The 15,314-nt window shown below is 73.2% G+C and carries 22 protein-coding genes; 10 read left to right on the forward strand and 12 right to left on the reverse strand.

The window, feature by feature from the left end; translation table 11 throughout:
• Positions 1–124: 124 nt before the first annotated feature.
• The 3 genes from ectA to BGP03_RS30945 all read right to left on the reverse strand — a co-directional run bounded on the left by ectA (position 125) and on the right by BGP03_RS30945 (position 2,408).
• The gene (ectA, locus tag BGP03_RS30935; RefSeq protein ID WP_296376820.1) at positions 125–643 is read right to left on the reverse strand and encodes a diaminobutyrate acetyltransferase; all 519 of its coding nucleotides are present in this window, start codon (positions 641–643) and stop codon (positions 125–127) included.
• Between the two features lie 218 nt (positions 644–861).
• The gene (locus BGP03_RS30940; RefSeq protein WP_298799553.1) at positions 862–2,061 is read right to left on the reverse strand and encodes an RNA polymerase sigma factor; all 1,200 of its coding nucleotides are present in this window, start codon (positions 2,059–2,061) and stop codon (positions 862–864) included.
• Positions 2,061–2,408 (reverse strand): YciI family protein, encoded by a 348-nt coding sequence (locus tag BGP03_RS30945; RefSeq protein WP_298799552.1) that lies wholly within the window; start codon positions 2,406–2,408, stop codon positions 2,061–2,063. The genes BGP03_RS30940 and BGP03_RS30945 overlap by 1 nt, the downstream gene beginning before the upstream one ends.
• An 85-nt stretch (positions 2,409–2,493) precedes the next feature.
• On the opposite strand from BGP03_RS30945, the gene BGP03_RS30950 reads away from it, so the two are divergent.
• From BGP03_RS30950 to BGP03_RS30965, 4 genes are all read left to right on the forward strand, one after another.
• Positions 2,494–2,883, forward strand: a complete 390-nt coding sequence (locus BGP03_RS30950; RefSeq protein WP_296376824.1) for a PPOX class F420-dependent oxidoreductase — start codon at positions 2,494–2,496, stop codon at positions 2,881–2,883.
• A gap of 128 nt (positions 2,884–3,011) precedes the next feature.
• Positions 3,012–3,407 (forward strand): STAS domain-containing protein, encoded by a 396-nt coding sequence (locus BGP03_RS30955; RefSeq protein WP_298799551.1) that lies wholly within the window; start codon positions 3,012–3,014, stop codon positions 3,405–3,407.
• The gene (locus BGP03_RS30960; protein WP_298799550.1) at positions 3,404–3,682 is read left to right on the forward strand and encodes a WhiB family transcriptional regulator; all 279 of its coding nucleotides are present in this window, start codon (positions 3,404–3,406) and stop codon (positions 3,680–3,682) included. The genes BGP03_RS30955 and BGP03_RS30960 overlap by 4 nt, the downstream gene beginning before the upstream one ends.
• On the forward strand, positions 3,679–3,861 hold the full coding sequence (locus BGP03_RS30965; RefSeq protein WP_296376830.1) for a hypothetical protein: 183 nt from the start codon (positions 3,679–3,681) through the stop codon (positions 3,859–3,861). Before BGP03_RS30960 ends, BGP03_RS30965 begins: the two co-directional genes overlap by 4 nt.
• A gap of 1 nt (position 3,862) precedes the next feature.
• Here the strand turns inward: BGP03_RS30965 and BGP03_RS30970 are convergent, their stop codons facing one another.
• A complete protein-coding gene (locus tag BGP03_RS30970) occupies positions 3,863–4,603 on the reverse strand; it encodes a dienelactone hydrolase family protein (protein ID WP_296376832.1) in 741 nt (246 codons plus the stop codon).
• Between the two features lie 103 nt (positions 4,604–4,706).
• On the opposite strand from BGP03_RS30970, the gene BGP03_RS30975 reads away from it, so the two are divergent.
• Complete coding sequence (locus BGP03_RS30975; protein WP_296376834.1) at positions 4,707–5,774, forward strand: NAD(P)-dependent alcohol dehydrogenase; 1,068 nt, start codon at positions 4,707–4,709, stop codon at positions 5,772–5,774.
• A gap of 50 nt (positions 5,775–5,824) precedes the next feature.
• Positions 5,825–6,565 (forward strand): hypothetical protein, encoded by a 741-nt coding sequence (locus tag BGP03_RS30980; protein ID WP_298799549.1) that lies wholly within the window; start codon positions 5,825–5,827, stop codon positions 6,563–6,565.
• Here BGP03_RS30980 and BGP03_RS30985 read toward each other — a convergent pair.
• A complete protein-coding gene (locus BGP03_RS30985) occupies positions 6,549–7,442 on the reverse strand; it encodes a DUF2188 domain-containing protein (RefSeq protein ID WP_298799548.1) in 894 nt (297 codons plus the stop codon). The two genes, BGP03_RS30980 and BGP03_RS30985, sit on opposite strands and share 17 nt — an antisense overlap.
• 213 nt (positions 7,443–7,655) lie before the next feature.
• A complete protein-coding gene (locus BGP03_RS30990; protein WP_296376840.1) occupies positions 7,656–7,886 on the reverse strand; it encodes a hypothetical protein in 231 nt (76 codons plus the stop codon).
• A gap of 74 nt (positions 7,887–7,960) precedes the next feature.
• Here BGP03_RS30990 and BGP03_RS30995 point away from each other — a divergent pair, with 74 nt between their 5' ends.
• Genes BGP03_RS30995 through BGP03_RS31005 form a run of 3 tightly spaced genes read left to right on the forward strand, consistent with a single transcriptional unit; the run spans position 7,961 to position 9,478 of the window.
• A complete protein-coding gene (locus BGP03_RS30995; protein ID WP_298799547.1) occupies positions 7,961–8,170 on the forward strand; it encodes a hypothetical protein in 210 nt (69 codons plus the stop codon).
• Between the two features lie 31 nt (positions 8,171–8,201).
• On the forward strand, positions 8,202–9,113 hold the full coding sequence (locus BGP03_RS31000; RefSeq protein WP_296376842.1) for a non-heme iron oxygenase ferredoxin subunit: 912 nt from the start codon (positions 8,202–8,204) through the stop codon (positions 9,111–9,113).
• An 8-nt stretch (positions 9,114–9,121) separates the two neighbouring features.
• Positions 9,122–9,478 (forward strand): non-heme iron oxygenase ferredoxin subunit, encoded by a 357-nt coding sequence (locus BGP03_RS31005; RefSeq protein WP_172157074.1) that lies wholly within the window; start codon positions 9,122–9,124, stop codon positions 9,476–9,478.
• 45 nt (positions 9,479–9,523) lie between these two features.
• Here BGP03_RS31005 and BGP03_RS31010 read toward each other — a convergent pair whose 3' ends face one another.
• The 6 genes from BGP03_RS31010 to BGP03_RS31035 form a co-directional block, all read right to left on the reverse strand.
• A complete protein-coding gene (locus BGP03_RS31010) occupies positions 9,524–9,898 on the reverse strand; it encodes a dihydrofolate reductase family protein (protein ID WP_363094807.1) in 375 nt (124 codons plus the stop codon).
• 84 nt (positions 9,899–9,982) lie between these two features.
• A complete protein-coding gene (locus BGP03_RS31015; RefSeq protein ID WP_296376848.1) occupies positions 9,983–10,339 on the reverse strand; it encodes an MFS transporter in 357 nt (118 codons plus the stop codon).
• 36 nt (positions 10,340–10,375) lie between these two features.
• Positions 10,376–11,893, reverse strand: a complete 1,518-nt coding sequence (locus BGP03_RS31020) for an aldehyde dehydrogenase (NADP(+)) (protein ID WP_296376849.1) — start codon at positions 11,891–11,893, stop codon at positions 10,376–10,378.
• 16 nt (positions 11,894–11,909) lie between these two features.
• On the reverse strand, positions 11,910–12,251 hold the full coding sequence (gene fdxA / locus BGP03_RS31025) for a ferredoxin (protein ID WP_296376852.1): 342 nt from the start codon (positions 12,249–12,251) through the stop codon (positions 11,910–11,912).
• A 17-nt stretch (positions 12,252–12,268) separates the two neighbouring features.
• Positions 12,269–13,267: an NAD(P)/FAD-dependent oxidoreductase gene (locus BGP03_RS31030; RefSeq protein ID WP_296376853.1), complete on the reverse strand. Its 999-nt coding sequence runs from the start codon at positions 13,265–13,267 to the stop codon at positions 12,269–12,271.
• Entirely contained in the window at positions 13,264–14,337 is a 1,074-nt protein-coding gene (locus BGP03_RS31035; RefSeq protein WP_296376855.1) for an extradiol ring-cleavage dioxygenase, read from the reverse strand. Before BGP03_RS31035 ends, BGP03_RS31030 begins: the two co-directional genes overlap by 4 nt.
• Positions 14,338–14,468: 131 nt before the next feature.
• On the opposite strand from BGP03_RS31035, the gene BGP03_RS31040 reads away from it, so the two are divergent.
• Positions 14,469–15,290 (forward strand): fumarylacetoacetate hydrolase family protein, encoded by an 822-nt coding sequence (locus tag BGP03_RS31040; RefSeq protein WP_296376857.1) that lies wholly within the window; start codon positions 14,469–14,471, stop codon positions 15,288–15,290.
• The last annotated feature ends 24 nt before the right edge of the window (positions 15,291–15,314 follow it).

A 15,314-nucleotide genomic window follows, 5' to 3' on the forward strand; every position in this document is an offset into this window, starting at 1 on the left:
GGAATTGCCGTCGACATCGGTCAGACGCGACCCGACGGCGGTGTCGAAGACAACAGGCCAGGAACGGCAGTAGCTGCGAACCTGGGACTCCAGGTCATCGAACACGGTCATGTCAACATCATCCTCAGGTAATCGGGCCGATCCGGAAGAGAATCTCGGGCAGGTGCTCGGCCCCGAGCACCTCCGAGCCGAACAGTTCGCTGTGCACGACATCGGCGGACCGCCGTTGCGCGAAGCGGCTGAACAGGGCGATCGAACCGTCGTTGTCGGGCGTGATCGTGGTTTCCATGTGGTCGACGTCGGGCACACCGTCGAACAGCGTGTCGAGCATCGCGCCGGCGACGCCCCGGCCGCGGGCGGAGGCGTCGACGGCCACCTGCCAGACGACCAGCGTCGACGGCTCGTCGGGGCGCCGGTAACCGGTGACGAAACCCGCGAGGTCGCTCTCGATCCGGGCGATGACGGACGTGGTGGAGAAGTCCCGGAACCAGATCGCGTAGGCGTAGCGCGAGTTGACGTCGAGCACTCCCGTGGCCTTCACGAGCTCGTGGCACGCTCCCGCATCGCCCGGCGACGGACGACCGATCACCACCGGGGGGCGGAGCTGGTCGCGGTCGTCGGGCAGTACGGGAGGAGCGGGCATGTCATGGGAAGGTAACAGCGAAGATTCACGACGACACCTGACGACGGAACTCCCCGACGCCTTTCCCGCACGGTCGCGTGACGGCTATCACAATGACGTTTGCCGGGGTCGGGAATCGGTTACCGCGGTGTTCACGCAGCTCATCGGTGATTCTCGGAACCGCCTGACGGGTCGCCGGAGCCCCCGGTCGACGACAGATCACGAATTCGCAACAACGATCACACCAACGGGGAACGCCGGGCCCGGAGGAACGCCCGCTCCACCTCGTTGCCGGTGAGCTCGATGGCGGCGTCGTAGGCGGCGACGGCCTCGGCGGCCCGGTCGAGCCGCCGCAGCAGGTCCGCGCGCACGGCGTGCCGGAGGTGGCCGGCCACCGGGGGCAGCGCGTCGACCACGGCGAGCGCCACCTGCGGTCCGTCGACCTCGGCCACCGCGACGGCCCGGTGCAGCGCCACCACCGGGCTCGGGGCCACTGCGAGGAGCTGGTCGTAGAGGGCGAGGATCTGGCGCCAGTCCGTGGCCGCCGCACCGGGCCCGTCGCTGTGGACGGCGTTGATCGCGGCCTGGATCTGGTAGGGCCCGGGCCGGTTGCGCCGCACGCACTCCCGCACCAGCGCCTGCCCCTCCGCGACGAGCCGGGCGTCCCAGCGGGACCGGTCCTGGTCGGCGAGCAGCACGAGCGCGCCCTCGGGAGTGGTGCGGGCGGGGCGACGCGACTCGATCAGCAGCATCAGCGCCAGCAGGCCGAGGACCTCGGGCTCGTCGGGCATCAGCTCGGCGAGCAGCCGCCCGAGCCGGACGGCCTCGGCGCACAGCTCCGCCCGGACCAGCCGGTCGCCCGAGCTCGCCGTGTAGCCCTCGTTGAAGACCAGGTAGACGACGGCGAGCACCGCGGCCAGGCGGTCCGGCAGCTCGGCCTCGGTGGGCACCCGGTAGGGAATGCGGGCGTCGCGGATCTTGCCCTTGGCCCGCACGATCCGCTGCGCCATCGTCGGCTCGGGCACGAGGAAGGCGCGGGCGATCTCCGGTGTGGACAGCCCGCCGAGCAGCCGCAGTGTGAGGGCGACGCGCGCAGCGGGCGCGAGCGCCGGGTGGCAGCACGTGAAGATCAGGCGCAGGCGGTCGTCGCGCACGGGCTCCTCCTCGACGGGCACGTCGCGCGCGTGCAGCAGCGCGGCCTGCGCGTGGCGGTCGTCACGGGTGGCCTCGCGGCGCAGCCGGTCGATCGCCCGGTTGCGGGCGGTGGTGATGATCCAGCCGGCGGGGCTGGGCGGCAGGCCCTCGCACGGCCAGCGGGCCGCGGCCGCGACGAAGGCCTCCTGCACGGCGTCCTCGGCGAGGTCGATGTCGCCGAGGGCCCGCACGAGCACCGCCACCGCCCGCCCGTGCTCGGCCCGGAAGACGCGGGCGACGTCCATCAGCCGGAGCCGCTCACGGGCCGCACCTCGACCGGCAGGGTCAGGGCCACGGCGAACCGGCGGCTCCACTCCAGGGCGGCGTCGAGATCGGGCACGTCGATGACGGTGATCCCACCCAGGTGCTCCTTGCCCTCGGTGAACGGGCCGTCGGTGACCAGCACGTCGGCCCCCTCGGGTCGCAGCACGGTGGCGGTGCTCGACGGGAACAGGCCTGCCGAGAAGACCCACACCCCCGCCGCCTTCGCGTCCCGCGCCACCGCGTCGACGTCACGCATGATCGGGTCCAGGACCGCGGGCGGCGGGATGTCGCCGTCGGGCTGGTAGATGCTGAGCAGGTACTGGCTCATCGAACACGGCCTCTCTGGGTACGGCTGGTCACCTTCCACACGAACGGCTCCCCGCCGGATCGACAATCCGATGAGAGAAGACACCATGAACCTGCCTGACGCGCTGCTGGGCCTGCTTCGGCAGCCGAGCTCCTGCTTCCTCACCACCCTGATGCCCGACGGATCCCCGCAGATCACGCTGACCTGGGTGGACACCGACGGCACGAACATCCTGATCAACACCGTGCGCGGGCACCAGAAGGCGCGCAACATCGAGCGCGACCCGCGGGTGGCGCTCGCCGTCTCCGACCCGGCCACGCCGGCCCGGTACTCCGCGGTGCGCGGGCGCGTCGTCGACGTGACCACCGACGGCGCCGCCGAGCACATCGAGACCCTCGCCCAGCGCTACCTCGGCACGCCCTACCCGTGGTTCGGCGGGCGCGACCAGGTCCGGCTGCTGCTCACCATCGAGGCGGACCGGATCACCGGTATCTGACGACCCGTTGCCAGCGCGCCACGGGTGTGCGATGGTCGTCACAGTCGCAGAGATTTCTGCGACGAGTCAGCGTCCCGCTCCGGTCCTCGGCGGCACCCACGTCCTTCCGTGGAGAGCCCGAGGAGTTGGTGACCGTGTCCGTCGCCGGAAGTCTCGAACTGGTCGACGAGAGCGGGCTGCTCACGTTGGTGACCACGACCGCTGCGGGTGGCGAGGTCGTCATCACTGCCATCGGGGACATCGACCTGAGCTCCGCACCGGCGTTCGACGCGTGCCTCGCCGACGGTCTCGACCTCCCGGGCTGCCGCACGCTGATCGTGGACCTGTGCGGGGTGCTGTTCCTCGGGGCCCGCGCGGGCGGATCCCTGGGGGAGGCGCGGGAGCGCGCCGACCGGTGCCACCTGCGGTTCTCCGTGGTGGCCGACACGCGGGGCGTCCTGCGCGCCCTGTACTCCACCGCCGCGAACGGCGTCGCCGTCTTTCCGACGGTGTCCGCGGCCCGCGCCGCGACGGCGGCGTCATGACCGACGTCGGGCGCCTCCCGGCCCCGATCACCGACAACTGGGACTGGCAGATGCGCGGCGCCTGCCGCGATCTCGACAGCGCGGTCTTCTTCCACCCCACCCGCGAACGCGGCCCGTCGCGGCGGGCGCGGGTGCGCCGCGCCAAGGAGATCTGCGAGACCTGCCCGGTCATCGAGGAGTGCCGTCGCTACTCGCTCGCCACCCGGGAGCCCTACGGGGTGTGGGGCGGGCTCTCGGAGGCCGAACGCTCGGCCCTCGTGAGCTGGTCGTCGTGAGCGTCACGATCTGCGACCGCTGCGGCGACGTCACCGTCGGCGACGACCGCTGCCGCTGCTTCCAGCCCTACGACCCCGTGGAGGTCCGCAGGCGGCTCCGCTCGGCGCTGGCACGGGCCCGGGTGACCGACGCCTACGCGAAGCTGGACCGCCTCCCCCGCACCACCCGGGCGGCGTAGCTCAGGCGAGCGCCGCCCCGTACAACCGCTCCAGCGCCTCCCAGTGCCGCTGCTCGGCCACGACGTCGTAGGTGGGGTTGTCGGGTACCGCGAAGCCGTGCGCGGCCGGGTAGAACTCCACCGTGTGGTCCACCCCCGCCGCGGTGAGGGCGTCGTCGAGCAACGTGGACTGCTCCGGGGTGAACGAGCCGTCGTTCTCCGCACCCGCCACGTAGACGGTTGCGCGGATGCGGTCGGCGAGCAGGTGCGGGCTGGTCGGGTCGTCCTCGACGGCGATGCGCCCGCCGTGGAACGACGCGGCGGCCGCCACCCGCTCGGGGTGGCTGCCGGCGACGAGCATCGACACCCGCCCACCCATGCAGTACCCCGTGGTGCCGACGGCGCCACCGGTCACCTCGGGGCGTCCCGCGAGGAAGTCGAGGAACGCGCCGGCGTCGGCGACGATCATGTCGTTGGTGAGGCTGCCGACCATCTCCATCAGCCGGTTGCGCTGGTCCTCGTCGGAGAAGACGGTGGCCATGTCGAAGGGCTCGAAACCGCCGTACCGGTAGTAGACGTCGGGCAGCAGCGTGGCGTAGCCGAGGCCCGCGAGCCGGTCGGCCATGCCGAGGAACGTGTCGCGCACGCCGCCCGCATCGGGAAAGAGGATCACGGCGGGCCAGGGGCCTGCGCCGTTCGGCGTGTGCAGGGTGGCGGCGCATTCACCGTCGGCGGTGTGAATGGTGACAGCGGCACGTGGCATGTGGGTGGTTCTACTCCGATCGGGAATCACCCGGTCATACGGGGGGTCGGTGATCCGTTCCTCTCCATACTGAGAATCCACCCACCGGCAAAGGAGCCGTTTCATGCCCGGAACGATGCGCGCGTTCGTGATCAAAAAGGTCGGCGAGACCGGTGTGGTGGAGAAGCCGATTCCGGAGCCCGGGCCGGAGGAGGCGATCGTCCGCACCACGGCCGCGTTGATCTGCACCTCCGACGTCCACACCGTCAAGGGCGCGCTGCCCGTCCCGGACGGGCGCACGCTGGGCCACGAGTCGGTCGGGGTGATCCACAAGCTGGGGTCCGCGGTCACCGGGTTCGAGGAGGGCCAGCGCGTCGCGGTCTGCGCCGTGACGCCCTGCTACCGCTGCAGCTACTGCCAGCGCGGCTTCACCAGCCAGTGCGGCGGCCCGCTCGGCGGCTACAAGTACACCGTCCAGATGGACGGCAACATGGCCGAGTACTTCGTCGTGCCGGCGGCCCAGGCCAACCTGACGCCGATCCCCGACGACCTCACCGACGCCCAGGCCGTCTACACCTGCGACATGCTGACCACCGGGTTCATGGGTGCCGAGCACGCCTACCTGCAGTTCGGCGAGACGGTGGCCGTGTTCGCCCAGGGCCCCGTCGGGCTCTGCGCCACGATGGGCGCCAACCTGATGGGCGCCGGCCGCATCATCGCGGTGGAGTCCCGCCCGGAGCGTCAGGCGCTGGCGAAGCGGTTCGGCGCCGACGACATCGTCGACTTCACCCAGGGCGACCCCGTCGAACAGATCATGGACATGACCGGCGGCGTGGGCGTCGACGCCGCGATCGAGGCGTTCGGATTCCCGCAGACGTTCGAGGCCTGTCTACGCGTCACGAAAGCGGGCGGGCGCGTGTCGAACATCGGTTACCACGGCGAGAACCCGAACCCGCTCCAGTTGCCGCTCGACGCGTTCGGGCTCGGCATGAACGACAAGTCCATCCACACCGGGCTCTGTCCCGGGGGGAACGAGCGGATGAACCGCCTGTTCCGCCTGATGACGTCGGGCCGCATCGACCCGACGCCGATGACCACCCACACCTTCGCCTTCGACGACGTGCCCGAGGCGTTCTCGATGATGACGAGCAAGGACGACGGGATCATCAAGCCGCTGATCACCTTCGCCTGATCACCTTCGCCTGATCGCCGAACTGCCGGCCCGTCCGGCAGGATGGCCCCGTGATCGATGCGCCGTTGCTGCTGCCCAGCACCGGACCCGACGCGTGGGCCTTCGACACCGCACTCGCCGCCGTCCTCGGGTACGCCCGGGGGCGGCGGCCCATGCGGTTCCGGTCCCCGGACTCGCCCCGGGGCCGGTGGGTGCAGGTTCCGGCGTTCGGCTGGGCGCGGTTCGACGCACGCCCGGTGGGCCCGCCCGGCGACCTCGACGTCCTCGTGGGCGAGTTGCTGCACGGCCGCCTGGACCGCGCCGGCTGGGTCGACGTCCACGACGCGCTCGTGCGCGTCCGCCCACTCGTCGAGGCCGCGGTCGCCCGCGCGGACGGGCGCGCGCTCTGGGAGCTGCCCGACGACGAGCTGTCGGTGCTCGGCGAGCCCGGCACCGTCGGCGCGGCGCTGCGCGGGATCGGCCGGGCCGCCGGGGAGCATCCCGGCCACGTCCTCGCGGCCCTGCACCACCGCCACCCCGACCTGGTCCCGCACCTCACGCGCTCCACGCGCCGGGCGCTGCTGCCCCACGTCGAGGAGGGTGACAGCGGCGTCGAGGCCGTGGTCCGGCGCGAGCTGCAGGCCAACGCCGAGGTGCTGGGCGAGCTCGAGTCGACCGTGGCGTCCCTGCTCGGGGACGCCCGGCCGACCCGGCTGCGCCTGCACGACATCCTGCTGTGGCTGGCCACCACCCTGCGCATGACCCACGCCGTGCAGCTGGGTCAGATGAGCGAGCTCAGCGCCGACCGGTGAGCGAACGCGCCGAGCGACGGGCCCGGCGGGTGCCACGGCTGGTGATGACGGCCCCGACGTGCAGTGCCCCCGCGACCACGACCCCGACGGTGCGCCCGGCGATCCGCACCGGGTTGAGCGCCTGCGAGGCGGCGTCGATCGGACGCGCGGCCTGCTCGGTGAAGGAGTGGATGTAGCGGCCCGCGCGCTGCGAGGCGCCCTCGAGCTGGTCACCCACGCCCGCGCCCACCTCGGCGGTCCGGTCCGCACCCGCGACGAGCGCGTCGCCGGCCTCGTCGGCGACCTTCTCCGCCCGCGCCCCGGCGCGGCGGCCCGCGGCGGCGACGTCGTCGGTCACCTCGCGACCCGTGTCGGCCACGGTGTCGCCGATCGTCGTGGCGGCGGCCTTGGCGGAGGTGGCGGCGTCCGCGGCGGCGGCGCGCCCCTTCTTCCTGCGGTCGGCGGCGGCCGAGACCTCGTCGGCGATGTCGGCGACGCCGCCGCGGGCGTCGTCGGCGGCCTTGTCGGCGGCACGCTCGACCTTGCCCGCGCTCTTCTTCGCGGTGCCGCGGGCGTCGTCGGCGGTGGCCTTCGCGGGACCGGGCACGGTCCCGGCCGCCTTGCCGGCGGTGGCCTTCGCCCCCTGGGCGGCCGACGACACGGCGGTCGCCGCGGCCTGGGCCGTGGTGTCCTCCGCCCCGGCGGCGACGGTGCGGGTCTCGCGGACGGCCCCGTCGGAGCCGTGGACGACGACCTGGCCGCCGCCGTCGTTGGAGACGATCTCCAGGGCACGCTTGATCGCCTCGGCCTGGGTCGGGGCCTTGGCGCTTGCGCGCTTCGCGCCGTCCTTCTCGATCTGCCAGCCATCTTCGGCGGGCACCACGTGGCGGTCGGACATGCGAGTTTCCTCCTGGGGTGCTGCTTCACCTGTCAACGGTTGGACACCGCGGGGTACCCGGTACTCACGGTCCTGGGATCGAGATCCCGGTCACCCGGCGAGGAACTCGCCCAGCACCCGGCGGTCCACCAGCACGTCGCCCGGGGGCGCATCGGCTCCCGCGATCGTGATCAGGTTCTTCCACAGGACCCACCCGCGCCCGCGCACGCGGCCTCAGTCGTCGCCGTCGCGCAGTTTCAGGACCGTCCGCACCACGTACTCCACCGCCGACTCGAACGCCCCGCCCCGCAGCTCGTCGCGCACGGCCAGGTTCTGCGACGCGAACTGCATCATCCCCTCCGGGCCCAGCCTGCGGACCACCAGCGCGGCGGTCTCCTCGAGGTCGAGGCCGGGGTTGTCGAGGCGCGTCAGAGCGAACTCGACGACGAGCTCCTCGGTGGTCACCGTTTCATCATCCCGGGACGATCCGCACACCGACCAGGTGACGGCGTACACCACACGCCCCGGAGGGGAGAGCAGTGATCTTGTGGGTCACCGTCGACGCACCGACCGCCGCGGCCGTGGTGGAGGGCGGTCGCAACGGCGTGGTCCGCGCCGGCGCGGGTGCGCGCACCACGATCCCGACGGGCCTGGCCGCCGTCACGGCACAGGCGCTCTCCGGGAAGGTGACCCCCGGGAGTCGCACGATGAGACGGCCGTCACTCGGCAGAGGTGGGACCGTCCGCTGATCACCCCGACAGCGAGGAGCGGAAACCGTCGATGTCGATCCTGACGACCTGGCACCAGGACGCCCTCGCCGCCGTCGGCAAGTGGAAGTGGCTGCACACCCTCAACGACGGCGTCACCGGCGTGGTGCAGCCGCTCTACGACCGGCACCGCGACAACATCGTCGTCGAGCTGATGCACGGCGGCCGCTGGGCCGGGCACTCGCTGCACGCCGCGCTGAGCGACCTCCCGATCGGGTTCTGGTCGAGTTCGCTCGTGCTGGACGTGCTCGACCGGGACGGCCCTCCCGACGACGGGCGGCTGGACCCCGCGGCGGCGCTGAGTGCGGCCGGTCTCCTGGCCGCCGCGGCCACCGTCGCCACCGGGGTCACCGACTGGACCGTGAGCGACGACGAGGACCGCCGCGTCGGGCTGTTCCACGGCGTGCTGAACCTCGCCGGCTGCGCGCTCCAGGGCGCGTCGCTGGCCGCCCGCCTGTCCGGGCACCGCGGCACCGCCCGCGTGCTCGGCGCGGCCAGCATGGGCGTCACGGGGGCGGCCGGTTACGTCGGCGGGCACCTCGTGCAGGGCCGTGCCGTCATGGTCAACCGGGTGGCGACGTCGTCGGGACCCAACCGGTGGGTCCGGGCCGTGGCCGACGAGGAGCTGCCCGACGGCGTGCCCACGGGCGTCGAGGTCGAGGGCCGCCACGTCCTGCTCCACCGCTCCGGCGATCAGCTGTACGCCATCGAGAACGTCTGCAGCCACGCCGGTGGGGTGCTCAGCCGCGGCGAGGTCGACGGCTGCATCGTCGAGTGCCCGTTGCACGGGGCCCGGTTCGACCTGCGCGACGGCCACATCGTCCGCGGCCCCGCCCACACGCCCCAGCCTGTGCTCCCGACTCGGGTCAAGAACGGCTGGATCGAGATCCGGGGCTCACTGCCCAAGCCCCGGCAACGCACCTAGGAGGACACATGGCATGGGAAGCGGTTGCCGATCTCGACCAGCTCGAGGAGGGCGACATGATGCTCGTCCAGCTCGCCGGCGAGCCCGTCTGTCTCGTCCGGCTCTACGAGGACGAGGTCGCGGCGGTGCACAACACCTGCACCCACCAGCAGCAGCCCCTCAACGAGGGCTACCTGCAGGAGGACGACACGCTGATCTGCCCCGCCCACAACTCCTGCTTCGACCTGCGCACGGGTGAGCCGAAGGGCGTGCCGGCCGTGGCCCCGATCCCGGTCTACGCGTGCAAGATCGAGGACGACGCCATCTGGGTGGACATGGACCAGCAGCTCAACGACGCGGCCATCCCGCACAAGCCCTACCACTGACACGCGGCCCCGCGGCGGATCGCCGCGGGGCCGTTTCCATCCCGCTCAGCCGCGGATGCGGTCGTAGAGCAGGCGGAGTGCGCCGGACTCCGTCGGGGCCGAGTGGGTCAGGGTCCACGACCCGCCCGGCAGCCCGTCGTCGAACAGGCGCACGCCGCCGCCGGCGATCTCCGGGCACTGGGTGATGCTCAGCCGGTCGAGCTCGTCGGCCGCCAGCAGGGCCTTGATGACGCTGCCGCTGGCGAGCACGACGATGTCGCCGCCCCCCTGCTCCCGCAACTGCTCGACCGTCGCCACGGGGTCACCGTCCGCGAGTCGCGAGTTGCGCCACGGCAGGTCCGTGAGGGTCGTCGAGAACACGACCTTCTCGACGTCGTCGAGCCAGCGGGAGAACGCGCGGTCGCGTGGCGCGGCCCGCACGCGTCGGGCCGAGACGGTGGCGCTGCGGGTGCTGATCTCCGCCGTGCCAGCGACGGCGCTGTGGGCACAGGTCTCCGCGCTGCGCTACGCGGTGGTGCTGTTCCTCGGGTGGGCCGCGCTCCGGATCGGTGTGCTCGGGGTGTCGCTGGCCGGCACCTGCGTGGCCGTGCTCAGCGCCCAGGCGACGGCGGCCGAGGCGAACCCGGTGGTGAGCGCCGAGAACCCCATCCCGACCGTGGCGATCGCGAGGCACGCGAGCGTCATTGGTCGACGCCCGATGCGGTCGCCGAGCGGGGCGACGAGCGCGGAGCCCAGCGCCATCCCGATCAGGCCGCTGCTGAGCAGCACGCCGATCTGCGCGGCGCCCAGCCCCCACTCCGCCGCGACCCCGGACGCCGCGAAGGCCATCACGAGGATGTCGAAGCCCTCGCCGACGTTCATCGACGGGGCCGCTCGGTCCGGGCAGTGGACCGCAGCTCAGGACCGCTCGACCGCCGGCTCCAGCCGCCCGTCGACGCGGCGCGGGAGCGTCGGCTCCGGGGTGTCGCGCAGTTCGGGCGGCAGTGCGTGCTCCGGCGCGTCCTGCCAGGTCAGCGGGCGCAGGAAGCGCCGGACCGCGGTCGCCCCGACGGAGGTGTGCAGGCTGTTGGTGGCCGGCCACGGGCCACCGTGGTGCTGGGCCCAGCTCACCGCCACACCGGTCGGGAAGCCGTCGAAGACGATGCGCCCGGCCGTGCGGCCGAGCGCGGCGACCAGGTCGGGTACCCGCTCCCCGGCGCCCACGTGCAGGGTCGCCGTGAGCGACGCGGGCAGCTGCGCGATCACCGATCCCAGCTCGGCCGGCTCGGCGTAGCGCACGACGACCACCGCCGGGCCGAAGTACTCGGCGAACGCCTCGGCCGGCACGGCGTCCGCGGCGGCGCCGACCAGCAGCGGCGCGACCCCGAACCCGGCTGCCGTCGGCCGGCCCGTCGCGATGGTCTGCACCCCGGGAGCAGAGCGGAGCTGCTCGGTGTCGGCCAGGTAGGAGTGGTGGATCCGCTCGTTGAGCAGCGGCACCACCTCGGCGGCGCGCAGTGCCGTGGCCGCGGCGTCGACCACCGCGTCCCCGGCCGGCCCGGTCGGGACCAGCACCAGCCCCGGTTTGGTGCACAGCTGCCCGGCCGATCCGGTCACGGACCCGACCAGCGCGGCCCCGATCTCGGCCCCGCGTTCGCGGGCCGCCGCCTCCGTGACGACCAGCGCGTTGAGGCTGGACAGCTCCCCGTAGAACGGGACGGGATCGGGCCGCGCGTCGATGATGTCGAGCAGGGCACGCCCGCCGGAGAGCGAACCGGTGAAGCCCACCGCCCGGATCGCCGGGTCGGCCACGAGCTGCCGGCCGGCCTCCCGGCCGAACACCAGCCCGAGGGCGCCCGCCGGGAGCGCCGCGGTCAGGACCTCGTGGACGAGCTGCGCGGTCGCCGGATGCGAGTTGTGCGCCTTGACGACGACGGGGTTGCCCGCGGCCAGCGCGGACGCGGTGTCGCCGCCGGGCACGGAGAAGGCCAGCGGGAAGTTGCTCGCACCGAACACCGCCACCGGACCGATCGGCACCAGCATCCGGCGCAGGTCCGGCCGCGGACCCATCGGCGTCGGCCCGGCGTGGTCGATCGCGGCTTCCAGGAAGCCGCCGTCGTCGACGACGTCGGCGAAGAAGCGGAACTGGAACGCCGTGCGGGTCAGCTCGCCGTTCAGCCGGGCGGCGCCGAGCGCGGTCTCGGCGTCGGCGACTTCGACGATCCGGCCGCGGGCGGATTCCAGCGCGTCGGCCTGCGAGCGCAGCAGACCGGCGCGGCGGGTGCGGTCGAGGGCGGCCAGCGCGGGCGCGACGGCGAGCGCGGCCGCGGTGGTCGCGCGGACCTCGTCCGGGGTGCTCTCGACGATCCCGGTCGGCAGCTCCTGTCCGGTGCGGGGATCGGTGCCGGCGACGGGCCGGTTCTCGGTGGTGGTCACGGGTCCTCCAGGGGGTTCAGCGCGGGGGCAGTGCCGCGACGGCTGCGGTGTCGGTGCCGACCGGGCCGAGGTGCGTCGCCCCGCCGGGTGTTCCGAGCGGGGTGTCCCGGCCGGGTAGGACGACGTCGAAGAAGGCGGCGTTGTCGACGGTGTTCCAGGCGGCCGCGGTACCGGCGATGGCGCGGTCGGCGACGGCCGCCGCGGTGGGGCAGGCCTGCTCGCAGGCGCCGCAGTCGATGCACTCGACGGGGTTGACGTACATCTTGCGGTCGCCCTCGTAGATGCAGTCGACCGGGCACTCCTCCAGGCAGGACCGGTCGAGGACGTCGACGCAGGCGTCGGTCACGACGAAGGTCACGGTGTGCTCCTGTCTGCTCAGGCGGACAGCGCGACCGGTTGGGCCGCGGCGTCCGTCGAATGGCCGGGGAAGGTCGACGCGGTCGGGTCGAGCCGGACCGCGGCGTGGTTGACCGCGGTGGCCGCCTCGCCGAAACCGACGGCGATCAGCGGCACGCGGCCGGGGTAGGTGCAGACGTCACCCGCGGCGAAGACTCCGGGCCGCGAGGTCCGCATCGCGGGGTCGACGACGATCTTCCGATCCGTCACGTCGAGGCCCCAGCGCAGCAGCGGCCCGGGGTTCGCGACGAAGCCCAGCGCGGCCACGACGTGGTCGCACTCGATCTCGACGATCTCGTCGGTGGTCGTGTCGCGCAGGGCCGCCGCGCGGACGCGGTGGTCGCCGCGGAGGCGTTCGACCACCGCGGCGGTGCGGACCACCGCGGGTCCGGCCAGCACCTGATCCACGGTGTGCCGGTGGGCGCGGAAGGTGTCGCGGCGGTGCACGACGGTGACCTGGGCCGTGTGCTGCAACGCATCGGCCCAGTCGAAGGCGGAGTCGCCGCCGCCGACGACGAGGACCCGCCGGCCGGCGAGCTCGGCCGGGTCGGGCACGAAGTAGCTCAGGCCGCGGCCGAGGAACTCCTCGCCGCACGGGAGGGCGCGCGGGGTGAAGGTCCCGATGCCTCCGGTCACGACCACCGCGCCCGCCTCGACACAGCCGCCGTCGGCGAAACCGAGCCGGAACCGTCCGCCGGGCAGGTCGTCGAGGTCGGTGGCCTGTCGCCCGAGGAGCATCTCGGGGTCGGCCGAGCGGGCCTGCTCCACGAGCGCTCCGACGAGGTCACGGCCCTTGACGGCCGGGAACCCCGCCACGTCGCGGATGATCTTCTCCGGATAGAGGGCGCTGATCTGGCCACCCGGCTCGGGCAGGGCGTCGACCAGCGCCACCGACAGGCCGCGCATGCCCGCATAGAAGGCCGCGAACAGGCCGGTCGGGCCCGCCCCGATCACCGCCACGTCGACCGGGCGGTTCACCGCACCGCCCCGTCGTAGATCGCGAAGACCTTGTTCGACACGAAGATGTTCGAGGCGGCGAAGCTCGTCCAGCTCGGCGCCACGCCCAACTCGCGCATGGCGCCCACGAGCGCCCACCAGTTGAGCAGCTCCTGCTGCCCGGCCTTCTCCGCGTCCTCCAGCGTGGTGTGCTGCCACACCGCGTGGTCGCCGGCGACGAGCGCCGCGTACATGCGCTCGTCGGCGGCCGAGTCGGGGAAGAGCCGGAACGTGGAGTCGACGAGGAAGCTGTGCGACCAGCTGGAGCTCGCGACCAGTGCGACCCGGTACGGGCTGTCCGCGCAGATCCGGGCGACGGCCGCGCCGACGTCCATGATCCGGGACGGGCTGGGCGATGGCGGGTCGAGCTCCCGCTCGACGCCGAGCGGGGTGATGTCGCCCTGGTAGCTGATCACCTTGCGGCCGTAGCAGTTCAGCGGGAAGGCGACGACCGGGTAGTCGAAGCCTGTGCGGTCGTAGTCCAGGTAGAGCACGGTGTTGAGGAAGGCGTGCGCGAACCCGGGGTGGTGCAGCGGCTCGTAGGCGTAGGGCACGTCCACGCCGCGCGCCATCAGCGCCTCGACGAGGTGGCGGGCGAAGGGCCGGTGGCCGCGGATGGTGCGCGCGGTGGCCTCGTCCTCGCCCCAGACGTTCGGCTTGCCCTTCATGTTCGAGGACTCGTCGGCGTGCCGCCACGGGTGCACGACCTTGTCCTCGTAGGCCAGCACGGCGTACGGCGGGACGAGGTCCTCGCGGAAGTTCTCGTACTGGTCGTCGCCCCAGATCAGCACGACGTCGGGGCGGAACTCGTCGAGCGCGGCGCGGGTGCGGCGGAACCCGTCGAGCAGCTCGGCGCGGTGCGCCCGGCCGGCGGTGACGCCCTCGTCGTCGGCCCACTCGCGGCGGGCCTGTTCGGGCCAGTTCGCAGGATCACGCAGTTCCGCGGGCAGCTTCGGATCAGCGAGCGCACCCCGGAAGACCCTCGTGAGGTTGTCGTCCGTGCCGCTGAGCGGCGGGTAGTGGGTGACCCCGAGCCCCAGGACCTCGGCCATCGTGCTCCTCCTCGTCGTCGAGCGGGTGGTGCTGCCGAGTCTCGGAACGGTGGATGCGGGCGGCCACGCCACGGACCGGCCAGTGGACCGGTGGGGTTCCGTGCGTGGGCCGCGGACCGCACGATCGAGGGGTGACCGACGTGATCGAGAACCACGCCGCCGACGTCGACCGCCTGGCCGCGCTCCTGCACCGCGCGCGGAGCGGCCACACGCTGCTCGACGCCGCGCGGGAGGCGACGGAGCTCTTGCTCGACGAGGCCTACCAGGTGCAGGACCGGCTGACGGCGCTGCGGCTGCGCGAAAGCCGCTGCCACATCGGCTGGAAGCTCGGCTACACCTCGGCGGTGATGCGGCAGCAGATGGGTGTGTCGGCACCGAACTACGGCCCGCTGCTCGACGACATGGTGCTGCGCGACGGCGCCGACGCCGTCGGCTTCCTCCATCCGCGGGTCGAACCGGAGATCGGGATCGTCCTGGCCCGCGACCTGTCAGGCGCCGGGCTCCTGCTCGACGCGGTCGCCGACGCGGTCGCCGAGGTGCGGGCCTGCCTGGAGGTCGTCGACTCGATCTGGCACGGCTACCGCTTCACGGCCGCGCAGAACACCGCCGACGGCTCGTCGGCGGCCGGCGTCGTGCTCGGCCCGGCGCTCGAGGTCGATCCGCTGCGCTGCCACCGGATCGCCGTCGAGCTGACCGAGGACGGCGCCACGCTGGCGACCGCGACGTCCGCGGCCGCGGGCGGGCACCCGCTGCACGGGGTGGCCTGGCTGGCCGGTGAGCTGGCCGCGCGCGGCCGAGGGCTGCAGGCCGGGGAGCTGATCATCACCGGTGGCCTCACCGCGGCGACACCGCTGCGCCCGGGGCACGCGCTCTCCGCGTGGTTCGACGGCGCGACCACGGTGACGGTGCACCGCCCGGCCGGGGAGACCGACGCCGGGTGCGCCGGCCCGTGACTGGCCGCGAGTCGCGGAAACCAT

It is taken from the genome of Pseudonocardia sp. 73-21 (assembly GCF_001899645.1).
Taxonomy (GTDB): domain Bacteria; phylum Actinomycetota; class Actinomycetes; order Mycobacteriales; family Pseudonocardiaceae; genus Pseudonocardia.

What these genes read in the sequence shown, in the direction of transcription:
- ectA (WP_296376820.1), bottom strand. Translation starts at nt 643, where the DNA reads ATGCCCGCTCCTCCCGTACTGCCCGACGACCGCGACCAGCTCCGCCCC.
- BGP03_RS30940 (WP_298799553.1), bottom strand. Translation starts at nt 2,061, where the DNA reads ATGGACGTCGCCCGCGTCTTCCGGGCCGAGCACGGGCGGGCGGTGGCG.
- BGP03_RS30945 (WP_298799552.1), bottom strand. Translation starts at nt 2,408, where the DNA reads ATGAGCCAGTACCTGCTCAGCATCTACCAGCCCGACGGCGACATCCCG.
- BGP03_RS30950 (WP_296376824.1), top strand. Translation starts at nt 2,494, where the DNA reads ATGAACCTGCCTGACGCGCTGCTGGGCCTGCTTCGGCAGCCGAGCTCC.
- BGP03_RS30960 (WP_298799550.1), top strand. Translation starts at nt 3,404, where the DNA reads ATGACCGACGTCGGGCGCCTCCCGGCCCCGATCACCGACAACTGGGAC.
- BGP03_RS30970 (WP_296376832.1), bottom strand. Translation starts at nt 4,603, where the DNA reads ATGCCACGTGCCGCTGTCACCATTCACACCGCCGACGGTGAATGCGCC.
- BGP03_RS30975 (WP_296376834.1), top strand. Translation starts at nt 4,707, where the DNA reads ATGCCCGGAACGATGCGCGCGTTCGTGATCAAAAAGGTCGGCGAGACC.
- BGP03_RS30985 (WP_298799548.1), bottom strand. Translation starts at nt 7,442, where the DNA reads ATGTCCGACCGCCACGTGGTGCCCGCCGAAGATGGCTGGCAGATCGAG.
- BGP03_RS31000 (WP_296376842.1), top strand. Translation starts at nt 8,202, where the DNA reads ATGTCGATCCTGACGACCTGGCACCAGGACGCCCTCGCCGCCGTCGGC.
- BGP03_RS31005 (WP_172157074.1), top strand. Translation starts at nt 9,122, where the DNA reads ATGGCATGGGAAGCGGTTGCCGATCTCGACCAGCTCGAGGAGGGCGAC.
- BGP03_RS31015 (WP_296376848.1), bottom strand. Translation starts at nt 10,339, where the DNA reads ATGAACGTCGGCGAGGGCTTCGACATCCTCGTGATGGCCTTCGCGGCG.
- BGP03_RS31035 (WP_296376855.1), bottom strand. Translation starts at nt 14,337, where the DNA reads ATGGCCGAGGTCCTGGGGCTCGGGGTCACCCACTACCCGCCGCTCAGC.